At 54.8% G+C, this 8,544-nt stretch carries 13 protein-coding genes; 5 read left to right on the forward strand and 8 right to left on the reverse strand.

What is annotated here, in order from left to right; genetic code table 11:
• Window positions 1-219 carry a hypothetical protein gene (locus NDJ82_RS07590; protein WP_250925231.1) on the reverse strand — a complete coding sequence of 73 codons (219 nt, stop codon included), beginning with the start codon at window positions 217-219 and terminating at the stop codon, window positions 1-3.
• Between the two features lie 175 nt (window positions 220-394).
• Here NDJ82_RS07590 and NDJ82_RS07595 point away from each other — a divergent pair, with 175 nt between their 5' ends.
• Window positions 395-586 (forward strand): hypothetical protein, encoded by a 192-nt coding sequence (locus NDJ82_RS07595; RefSeq protein ID WP_231125715.1) that lies wholly within the window; start codon window positions 395-397, stop codon window positions 584-586.
• A 34-nt stretch (window positions 587-620) separates the two neighbouring features.
• Here the strand turns inward: NDJ82_RS07595 and NDJ82_RS07600 are convergent, their stop codons facing one another.
• From NDJ82_RS07600 to NDJ82_RS07610, 3 genes are read right to left on the reverse strand one after another with little or no spacing between them, the layout of a single operon-like run.
• A complete protein-coding gene (locus NDJ82_RS07600; RefSeq protein ID WP_250925232.1) occupies window positions 621-953 on the reverse strand; it encodes a hypothetical protein in 333 nt (110 codons plus the stop codon).
• Between the two features lie 49 nt (window positions 954-1,002).
• Window positions 1,003-1,611 carry a hypothetical protein gene (locus NDJ82_RS07605; RefSeq protein ID WP_250925233.1) on the reverse strand — a complete coding sequence of 203 codons (609 nt, stop codon included), beginning with the start codon at window positions 1,609-1,611 and terminating at the stop codon, window positions 1,003-1,005.
• Window positions 1,608-1,970 carry an HNH endonuclease gene (locus NDJ82_RS07610; RefSeq protein ID WP_250925234.1) on the reverse strand — a complete coding sequence of 121 codons (363 nt, stop codon included), beginning with the start codon at window positions 1,968-1,970 and terminating at the stop codon, window positions 1,608-1,610. Before NDJ82_RS07610 ends, NDJ82_RS07605 begins: the two co-directional genes overlap by 4 nt.
• A gap of 214 nt (window positions 1,971-2,184) precedes the next feature.
• Here NDJ82_RS07610 and NDJ82_RS07615 point away from each other — a divergent pair, with 214 nt between their 5' ends.
• Window positions 2,185-2,889 (forward strand): hypothetical protein, encoded by a 705-nt coding sequence (locus tag NDJ82_RS07615; protein WP_250925235.1) that lies wholly within the window; start codon window positions 2,185-2,187, stop codon window positions 2,887-2,889.
• A gap of 89 nt (window positions 2,890-2,978) precedes the next feature.
• Here NDJ82_RS07615 and NDJ82_RS07620 read toward each other — a convergent pair whose 3' ends face one another.
• Window positions 2,979-3,110 (reverse strand): TIR domain-containing protein, encoded by a 132-nt coding sequence (locus tag NDJ82_RS07620; protein WP_250925236.1) that lies wholly within the window; start codon window positions 3,108-3,110, stop codon window positions 2,979-2,981.
• A 360-nt stretch (window positions 3,111-3,470) separates the two neighbouring features.
• On the opposite strand from NDJ82_RS07620, the gene NDJ82_RS07625 reads away from it, so the two are divergent.
• The gene (locus NDJ82_RS07625) at window positions 3,471-4,928 is read left to right on the forward strand and encodes an HNH endonuclease (RefSeq protein ID WP_250925237.1); all 1,458 of its coding nucleotides are present in this window, start codon (window positions 3,471-3,473) and stop codon (window positions 4,926-4,928) included.
• Here NDJ82_RS07625 and NDJ82_RS07630 read toward each other — a convergent pair.
• Window positions 4,883-5,686 (reverse strand): hypothetical protein, encoded by an 804-nt coding sequence (locus NDJ82_RS07630; RefSeq protein ID WP_250925238.1) that lies wholly within the window; start codon window positions 5,684-5,686, stop codon window positions 4,883-4,885. The two genes, NDJ82_RS07625 and NDJ82_RS07630, sit on opposite strands and share 46 nt — an antisense overlap.
• Before the next feature lie 52 nt (window positions 5,687-5,738).
• On the opposite strand from NDJ82_RS07630, the gene NDJ82_RS07635 reads away from it, so the two are divergent.
• Entirely contained in the window at window positions 5,739-6,392 is a 654-nt protein-coding gene (locus NDJ82_RS07635; protein ID WP_250925239.1) for a hypothetical protein, read from the forward strand.
• Between the two features lie 161 nt (window positions 6,393-6,553).
• Here the strand turns inward: NDJ82_RS07635 and NDJ82_RS07640 are convergent, their stop codons facing one another.
• The gene (locus NDJ82_RS07640; RefSeq protein WP_250925240.1) at window positions 6,554-7,189 is read right to left on the reverse strand and encodes a hypothetical protein; all 636 of its coding nucleotides are present in this window, start codon (window positions 7,187-7,189) and stop codon (window positions 6,554-6,556) included.
• A gap of 106 nt (window positions 7,190-7,295) precedes the next feature.
• On the opposite strand from NDJ82_RS07640, the gene NDJ82_RS07645 reads away from it, so the two are divergent.
• A complete protein-coding gene (locus NDJ82_RS07645) occupies window positions 7,296-7,550 on the forward strand; it encodes a hypothetical protein (RefSeq protein WP_250925241.1) in 255 nt (84 codons plus the stop codon).
• On the opposite strand, the gene yejK is transcribed toward NDJ82_RS07645, so the two are convergent.
• Window positions 7,547-8,544, reverse strand: a 998-nt coding sequence (yejK, locus tag NDJ82_RS07650; protein WP_250925242.1) for a nucleoid-associated protein YejK, incomplete at its 5' end; no start/stop codon positions are given. The two genes, NDJ82_RS07645 and yejK, sit on opposite strands and share 4 nt — an antisense overlap.

Raw genomic sequence — 8,544 nt, forward strand, 5'->3', positions numbered from 1 at the left:
CTACCTCCCGCCGGCCGTGGGCCGCGCTGTCATGATGATGTGAATGACCAGGCCGAAGGTGATCAGCATCCAGGCGCATGAGCCGGCGAAGGCGTAGATCAGCGCCTCTATGGTGCCGGTGGCCAGCAGTTCGGGCCCGGCCCAGAAGATCCAGCCGAACGTTCCAGCCAGGTACAGCAAAGCGCCCAGTACAATCAGGGTGAGTTTCATAGCGAGCATGGGGGTGTCCTAGCCGCGCTGGGCGGCATATAGGGGATTGGAGTGATAGCTTTCTGCCTATCTTTCAAACACGACCGAAGCGGTGTACAAAAGGGTTCAATTAAGTTCGTGATGAGGCATGGACGTGTCACACAACTTCGATGCTCCGATAGCGCACGCTTACCGGGGCCACGTGATGTTTCTCAAGTTCGATTGGCGCCGCCCGAACGACCAGAGCCCGGTTGCCGCAAAGATCATTGAACCAGCACCCATCAATGGCTTGGGTGAGGTTGCAGCAGAGTTGGAAGGCCCTTGGCCTGACTATCCGGCAGCGCTTGATGACGCGATGGCCGCAGCTGAACGATGGATCGATAGTCAATTGCCTTGATTCCGCTCACCGGCAGGCATGTAGGGGATTGGGGTCAGGGAAGCGTGCTGCCGATTTGTGCTGCGACGGCGGTGATTGCTCTGCGGAGCGCGCCACCTCGGCCCGCGTCATCGGTCCAGCCGATGTTCTCGCCGAAACCGCGGCGCTCCACCATCACGTATTGCAGGTTGGTGAACCAGAGGATGCTGAGCTGGAGGCTTGTTGCCAGGCGCTGCGCATCGCCGTCATTGGTCAGCGGGGACCAGACGACATCCAGTCCTGACTTTTTATCGACAATCCACATCCCGCCGGAAGGGCAGTGGCGGTTTTCTTCGAGATCAATGCCTGCCGCCTTCGCCGCCAGATCCAAAAGCTCACAATCGTTCATGGCTTTGGACCTCGGTAGATGAAGACGTAGGCGAACCAGAGGGTGGCGATCATGGCGTCACCCGCTTGAAGCTCACGCACCAGACCCACGGGTTGGCCGTCCAACTACCGGCGCCGTTGATCGACTCCCACAACTCTTGCCAGGCGGTTGGAAGCCAGTCTCGGTAATTGGGTGATGCGTCGTCGCTGGCCATTTCGGGTGGACATTGCAGGCCTTCGGCTCGGATATCGGCACGACTGATGTCCTGCAGCCGCTCGACGCGCACTTCGGTAATGTCCAGCAGGATGCGGCTATCACGGCGGAACATGTGAATGCCCGGTTTCCAAGGCCCACCATAGTCGGTGCGGTTGTCGCTCTCGCGGAACACCACCCATTCCTGTTCCGGCGCCTGAGCTACCCGGATGCGTGCCCAGGTCTCGCGCACCCACAGCCGGTCGCCGGGTTTGCCATAGGGGCAGCAGCCCCTGATGAAGTGCTTTGTCACAGGTTTGCCGTAACCGTCCTGGCCGTAGTTGGAGCTGCCTACGCAGAAATTGCCGCTGGCATCGATGTGCGGCTGAACTTTGATCGCCCGGCGCGTGACCATTTTCCGGCCTTCCAGGATGGCGCGCACCATCGGCGCCGAGAACAGGATGGGGCGTTCTTTGATTTCGGTCATGGGGTCACCTTTTCGAAGTGGAACACTACCGGCACCCCCGTCTCGGCGATCAGCCCGTAGGACTTGGCCAGGCGGTAGATGGGGTGGTAACTGTTTAGGGAGTTGATGTGCCCGGCGATCCATGACCGCCAGCCTTCCAGCGTCTGCCGGCCCTTGCTGATATTGCAGGGCGCACAGGCTGGCATCATGTTGCCGAGGTTGTGGTTATCGATCTGCTCGGCGACACGCTCATCAGCGACCCGGATAACTGGTTCCAGGTGATCGGCGTGCCAGCGCTCACCCAGCAGTACGCCGCAATAGGCGCAGTGCCCGCCGTACTTCAGGCGCACTTGCTCGCGTTCAGCTTTCTTCAGGCGCATAGGAGTCCTTGCCGCTATAGCGGCTCACTTTGAAGGGGGAGTGAAATATTGCGGGATGTTGGTGAGTGCGACGCGTTCGATGCGCCCGAACTCGGCATCCATCAGGGCGCCAGCTTTCACTAGGTCACGAGCTGAAGTCGACAGCTTCTGAAGAGCTTCATCGTTTGAACTGGATGGTGGATAATGCCAAAAATCATTTTTCTGGAGTTTTGGTATGGCAGGGAATAATGAGTGGTCAATTTTCTTGGAGAATCTTGGCAAAGTAGCCGCTTGTTCTGTTGTTCTAGTTGGCGTTTCTTTTTGTGCTGGATACTTTTCTCTAAAGGGTTATCTTAACTCATTAGGGGCTGGTTGGTTTTTAGGATTTTACAGTGCCACTGAGTTTGTAGTTGGTGGTATTTGGTATGCGGCTTTTTTGTTTTTTGGTATGGTTCTAGTTCTGCTTATCGCCAAACTAAGCTGGTTGCCTCAGTTGTATTTAAGGGTGGCAAGTTTTATTTTAGGAGCGTTAGTGGTAGTAATTGGGCTCCTGCTTATTGTGCGTTCAGGCCAGCAGGAAGCCATGTCGTATCTAGGCACTACGTGGGCTTTTGCATTGATTACATTGGTTTGTGCGATAAATATTTCTATTGCTGTTCATGACCAAAGTGGTGGCACTCCGTATTACAGATTTCTTGGGCTGCTGTCTGGTGGTAGCTTTCTTGCCTGCATTGTAGTGGTTATTCCGTTGATCAATGGAAATTCGTCTGCTCAGAACTTGCGCAACAAGGATTCTAAAGTGATGAGCTACGTTTATAAGGTAGAGGGCGAAAAGAGTTTTATTCTAGTTTCAGCTGGCGGAGGAAAGATGCTTGTGGTTGACAAAGATATGACAACGTTTAGCGTCGTTGATCCGTCTACTGTTTGGGGGGTCAGATAAAGAGTTTAATATTTCGGAATTGTTGATCGCTTTCCCCACAGTCTATCAGGGCGGCAATGTCTCGGCGCATATAGTCGTTCCAGGTGCCGCTATCCGGGGTTGAGCTCGGTGGCGTTGGTGGCGGTGTGGCCGACTTCAAGCAGGCTGGCCGCCATTGTGGAGGTTGGGAAGTTGAAGCCAGGCAAGCCGATCATGGGCCCGCTGAGGTAAATTCGTTTCACGGGGAGTCCTTGCCGGACCATGCCCAGGCGGTGGAGTTGATTGATTTGAACTGCTGATTCCACCAGATGCCGAAACAGCTACCACCCAGAGGACATGGCAATGACTGAAGAAAAAAAGAAAGAACCCGAGCAAGAAACCCCGGCGCACTCTACCGAGGAAGAGCGCGAACGCTTGAAGGACTTCAACAAGGACGGCATTCCGCCTGGTTCAAGCTGATCATCAAGCCGCGCGCGCTTGGCGTTGTTCCGTCCGCCATGGATCGTTTGTCATGGCTAACGCGGCCATCCGCGGCGGGCTTACCCTGTTGCGGTTGGTAGGTGATGTCAATATGCTCCCACCTTCAAACAAGGAGGTGAGCAGTGAGTAAATACGCGCCCTTAGCAGACTATCTGAAAGCCCAGGCGCAGGACTCTGTCCAACTGGCATTCGGTCAGATCGATGCGCTAGTCAATGGCCTGCCGCCCAGTGCAAGGAATCATGACGCTTGGTGGGCGAACTCGCGTACGGAGGATAGCCACACGTGGGCTCACTTATGGATCGCTGCTGGTTGGGAATGTGAGTCCGTTAATAGGGCAAATGAAACCGCAGTTTTTCACCGAACCTCAAATCGCTCGGCAAAGCCTATGCGGCGCTACTGGTGGGTTAATCATAAGCAAACTCATCTAGATGAGTACGCTGGCGGATATATTTGGTCTCCAAAAGAAAAGCGTAATGGTGCGGCCAACCAGACGTATCTGAACCTCACTCTCGTGAGTCCCGGTGATGTAGTAATTTCGTATGCGGATGGGCTAATGAAGGCAGTAGGCGTTGCTTCGGATGCACACCGCGAAGAGCCTATCCCCGACAGTCATTGGCAGGCTGCTGAATACTGGCAAGCTCTTGGCTGGATGGTGCCTATCAAGTGGGCCAGGCTGGATCATCCAATTTCTCCAAGATTACACTTAGATGCTTTGGCGGACCTTCTGCCAGAGAAGCATTCCCCATTACAGAAAAATGGCGATGGAAATCAGGGATGTTACCTCGCAAGTATTTCTGTCGCGCTAGGTGGAGTGATTCTGGGTCTGGTAGCGGATCGCGATTTGAACGCGTTGACAACAATTCGGATTACACCTCCGTCACAAGTGGATGTGCCAGGGCAGGAGCACCGCCGTTTACCAGCAGAGCAATTACGCAGTGTAACCCCTGAGTATATTTGGGAGGCGGTGCAAAGTTTGCTTCAGGGCGCTATCTCGGAGGAGTTTGGGCCGTCGATTGATTATGATTTGTTGGTTGATGAAGGGAAACGACTCGCACCGAAGCAGGTGTTTGGACTTGCCGCAACAGCCGCTCTAGGGTTCACCCTGAAGCCTCGCCATTTCACCGCGGGTAAAGGAACTGTTTGTTTCGAACTGCTGGAAGCGGCGGGTTACAAAATCGTCCCGAAAGGTGAGCAAGTTGAGGCGCTCGAAATACTCAATGACACTGAGGATAGAGAGTGGGCCGAGGGCCAAGTCAAGCTGGTGTATCACCTGAAACGTGAACGCTCACTGGGTTTATCTAGAGCCAAGAAAGCTTCATTTATCAAGAAGCATGGCCGGCTTTTCTGCGAGGAGTGCGGAACAGATCCTATCGAAGCTTATGGCTATTTTGGTGTGGCTTGTATTGAAGTTCATCATGAGGCGATACAGGTCGCAGATATGGGCGAGCAGCACAAGACTACCCTAGATCAATTGCGATGCTTGTGTGCCAACTGTCATCGTGTTCTACATCGCAAATTGAAGGCTCAGATTGTTCACCTCAACGCTCTGCCCGACGTTATGTCCGCAGCGCTCGGTTGATAGTCGGCTTCAGCTATCTCGCAAAAAAAAGAGCAAGCTGGTAGCGCCTCGTTCCGGCGGGGCTTACCAGGCGGAAGGTCACGTAGAGAGAAGCGGATATTGGTCTTCCGGTCGCGATGCAGGTACGAGCCTGGGCCAAGTTCATCCTGAACACGGCAAAGCTCCTCAAATTGCTCCGGGAAGTCCTCGCGGATCGCTCGAAAGTAGCCTTCGCCGCCTTTCACGCAGCCGATGCAGTTGGCATTGTCGTAGCCCAGGCTGTACATCAGCGGCAACTTGATACCTGCGCGCTGGATCATCGCCTTGCAATCCTCTTTACCCAGGCCGGCGTCAATCAGCGGGGCAATAACAGGGCGTTCAGGGTTTCGGTCTCGGAAGTCATCCAGGCGGTCCACCTCTTCGGCGGTATAGCCGAACACCATAACGTCGCCCGGTTGTTTCCACGCATCGAGCAGGCGGCGTTTCAATAGCTTGGTGCAGGGAGCACCGTTCCGGCCCTTCATGAACCGCTCTCGCCGAAAAACCTGAATGATGTCTGCGCCGTACTTCTCGTCGCGCAACTGCACGATCTTCTGCCCGAACCACCCCTGGCAGTCCAGCAGGAATCGCCGGTTGTCTTCATGCTCGTTGGCCAGAAATGCATTGATGATCTGTACATCGTGTGTCACGCCGTACTGCCTCAGCGCCAGTTTTGTGGCAACCGCCGACGCGGCGCCACAGCTAAACTGACAGACAATTCTGCTGGTTTCTGTAGGCATTGGTAATCCTCACTGACATACTTGCTTTCATTAGGTGCTTACTAGGGAAGTTATGAATATCTGTCTTGCTATCACTGATGTTGAATGGTCACTAACCAAGGATGTTTTTAGTCTTGTCGGAACCGCTGTTTCACTCGTTGGTGTGGTTGCCGCTATTTATTTTGGATCCCAGGGCTTATCTGCTTGGAGAAAACAGCTCAAGGGCAGTTCAGACCACAGCTTGGCAATGGAGGCATTGGTCGATTTATTTAAATTTAGAGACGCATTATTTGCTGCGCGTGCATTCGTTTTTCTTCCCAATGCCTTCGACTTCGGTGGTTCTTCAATATCGCTAGAGGCACAAGTTGCGCGATATGTAGTATTCTCGGATGCTATGAAAGACAAGCATGCTTCGGTCCTTTCAGCGAAAGGTCGTCTCGAAGCTGCGGCGCTGGGATGCGAAGCAGCCTGGGGAGGGGGTGTAGTAGAGCCGCTAAAAAGGTTAAAAGAGTTGTACCGCGAATTGGAGGCCGCTGTAAAAAAACTCCTTGTCAATGCTAATCCTGAAATGACTGAGCAAGCTAAAGAATTTTATTGTGGGATGTTTAAGGCAGATAAAATTATCGCTTTCGAAACAGCAGATCAGGCATCCGCGGATTTTACGGCTGACCTCATTCAGGCATTGGCTGATATGGAAGTGTTTTTGAAGTCCAAGCTGTCTAGCTAAGTAGTTCTGCATTAGTTAGAACTTGTGTCGGAAATTTTCTGCTGCTATTTAATGTGTGGGGTTATTTCTGCCAATATGCGCTAGTAACTGAAAAGCCTTTTCCTCGCGGGGCCGGCGTTATCGTTGTATAGGCGAAGGCGCTGGCGAGCAGCGCCGGAGGGTCAGGCGGAAGGTCGTTCAGCGATGAAGTAGTCCCAGGCGGCTTTGTCGCCTTGGGCCACATACCATTTCAGCTCGGTGCTTACTTCTGAGTCGGTCACTGAGCCGCCGTACTGGGCGCCAGGGAAAGTGAACAGCCCTTTATTGCCGCACCATGGATAACCACCGGTGAACTCGGTGAAGGCAACGCCGGGGCGCTCTGCTGCTACTCGAACCTTGAATTCTTCGAATTTTGCATTGCGTGCGGCGACCTCTGCTTCATGTCCGGATTTGCACTCCGCAGAGCAGTAGACCGCGCGGCCATCGAACACCAAGTCCAGTGCGATATCGGTTTCGGTTTCTTCATCCCAGTAGCTGGCGTCACTGTCGCACCGGGCACCGCAATGGTTGCAGCCGAACCACCAGCCGGCGTCTATGTAGGCTTTCGCCGGGATAAAGCGCTGGCCCGCAAACTCGTCAGCCCAATGCGCTCGCCGGCATGACACTGCGCCGAAGTCCGTGCCAATCTCGTCCGCACCCTGGCGTCGGGCCGCTGCATTCGAGGTGGCGAACTGGATGTTGGATTCTTCGGGGTCGTTGGTCTCTACGGAGTAGGCCAGCACCTTACGCGATGCCGGATCAACTTTTGGCTTGCTCATGGATTATCTCCAGTCAGGCGCCGCCCTCCGTGGCCGGATGCGACAGCGAGGTTAATTTATGGTGTTGGGCTACGCTATGGGCTCAATCTCGCTGAAGGACCGAGGCATGAGCAATCAATCAGAAGAGTCGTCGCAAGTTCGCCGAAACAGAATTCTTGGCGATGCAATTGGACTATCACCGGACGAAGTGGGTGAGTACGTCACCAGCATTCAGAAGAAGGATGGGAGCAATAAGTACACGATCCACTTCAGCATCCAAACCCCCGAGGCCATTCGGAGCAAGGTCGAAGGTTTGGGTGGTGCGCTATTCCTGGATACTGGGCCGATAGACTTTCAAGGGCTTCAGGTGAGCAAGATCTAAGCAGATGCGCGCTTGAGCTGATCGGTCAGTTGAGTGGGCAGCCCGCGCAGCGTCAGTGTGCCCCCGGCTTCGTCAAATTCGATCTTGTCGCCCAGCAGATGCGCCTCGAAGCTGATCGACATCCCCTCGGCCCGGCCGGTGAAGCGCCGGAATTTGTTGAGCGTCTTCTTATCTGGCGGCAACGTCTCGGAAATCCCGTAGTCCTTCGCCTTGATGAATTCGTAGAAATTCTTCGGGCGGTCTTCGTCGATCAGGCCCGACAGCTCGTCGAGAGTGATGGGCTCGCCCAGCTTGGCCTGGCCCATCGAGTAACTGACCAAGGTGTGCGTCTTCTCGCGGGCTGATTCTTCTGGCAGATCCTCGCTTTCGACAAAGTCGCTGAACGCCTTGAGCAAAGACCGGGTTTCGCTCGGGCCGTCGATCCCTTCCTGGCAGCCGATGAAGTCGGGGAAGTAGTCGTTGAGGCGCCGGCCCTGCTTGCCCTTGAGGTAGGAGATGTACTGCTTCGATTGCCGGTTGGTCTGCCATTCGCTGATGTTGATGCGCGAAGCCAGCCGAATGTGGTCCAGATCCAGGCGCTTAACCGTCATCAGGGCAAGCTCTTCGGTCATGGTTACCGCTTCGGTTTCCTGCACCAGGGCGATGACCAGGTATTCGGTCAGGCCTTGCTGGTAGTGGCAGAAGAGGGCGTGCCCACCGGTGGTGAGGTTTGATTCTTCCATCAGCTTGGTCAGGTGTTCGACGGCGGTGGTGCTGAACGCCAGGAAGTCGGTGACGCCGGCCAGGTACTTGCGGAGCCAGCCGCTGAAAGGGAAAGCGCCTGACTCTTGGTGGAAGAAGCCCCAGCCCTTGCCGGCGGTGGCGTTGTAGCTTTCGTTGAGCTGGCTCATCAGGTCGTCGCGTGCCTGGCTTTCAACCTGCTCGGATGCGCCCAGGAACAGAACGGCCGGGCTGCCGTCGGGCTTCTTGTCGATCTTGTGGATGACGCTATGGC

Origin of the sequence: Pseudomonas sp. SR18 (assembly GCF_023701505.1) — a bacterium.
GTDB lineage: Bacteria > Pseudomonadota > Gammaproteobacteria > Pseudomonadales > Pseudomonadaceae > Aquipseudomonas > Aquipseudomonas cyclaminis.

What these genes read in the sequence shown, in the direction of transcription:
- NDJ82_RS07600 (WP_250925232.1), bottom strand. Translation starts at nt 953, where the DNA reads ATGAACGATTGTGAGCTTTTGGATCTGGCGGCGAAGGCGGCAGGCATT.
- NDJ82_RS07630 (WP_250925238.1), bottom strand. Translation starts at nt 5,686, where the DNA reads ATGCCTACAGAAACCAGCAGAATTGTCTGTCAGTTTAGCTGTGGCGCC.
- NDJ82_RS07595 (WP_231125715.1), top strand. Translation starts at nt 395, where the DNA reads ATGTTTCTCAAGTTCGATTGGCGCCGCCCGAACGACCAGAGCCCGGTT.
- NDJ82_RS07615 (WP_250925235.1), top strand. Translation starts at nt 2,185, where the DNA reads ATGGCAGGGAATAATGAGTGGTCAATTTTCTTGGAGAATCTTGGCAAA.
- NDJ82_RS07610 (WP_250925234.1), bottom strand. Translation starts at nt 1,970, where the DNA reads ATGCGCCTGAAGAAAGCTGAACGCGAGCAAGTGCGCCTGAAGTACGGC.
- NDJ82_RS07645 (WP_250925241.1), top strand. Translation starts at nt 7,296, where the DNA reads ATGAGCAATCAATCAGAAGAGTCGTCGCAAGTTCGCCGAAACAGAATT.
- NDJ82_RS07605 (WP_250925233.1), bottom strand. Translation starts at nt 1,611, where the DNA reads ATGACCGAAATCAAAGAACGCCCCATCCTGTTCTCGGCGCCGATGGTG.
- NDJ82_RS07640 (WP_250925240.1), bottom strand. Translation starts at nt 7,189, where the DNA reads ATGAGCAAGCCAAAAGTTGATCCGGCATCGCGTAAGGTGCTGGCCTAC.
- NDJ82_RS07590 (WP_250925231.1), bottom strand. Translation starts at nt 219, where the DNA reads ATGCTCGCTATGAAACTCACCCTGATTGTACTGGGCGCTTTGCTGTAC.
- NDJ82_RS07635 (WP_250925239.1), top strand. Translation starts at nt 5,739, where the DNA reads ATGAATATCTGTCTTGCTATCACTGATGTTGAATGGTCACTAACCAAG.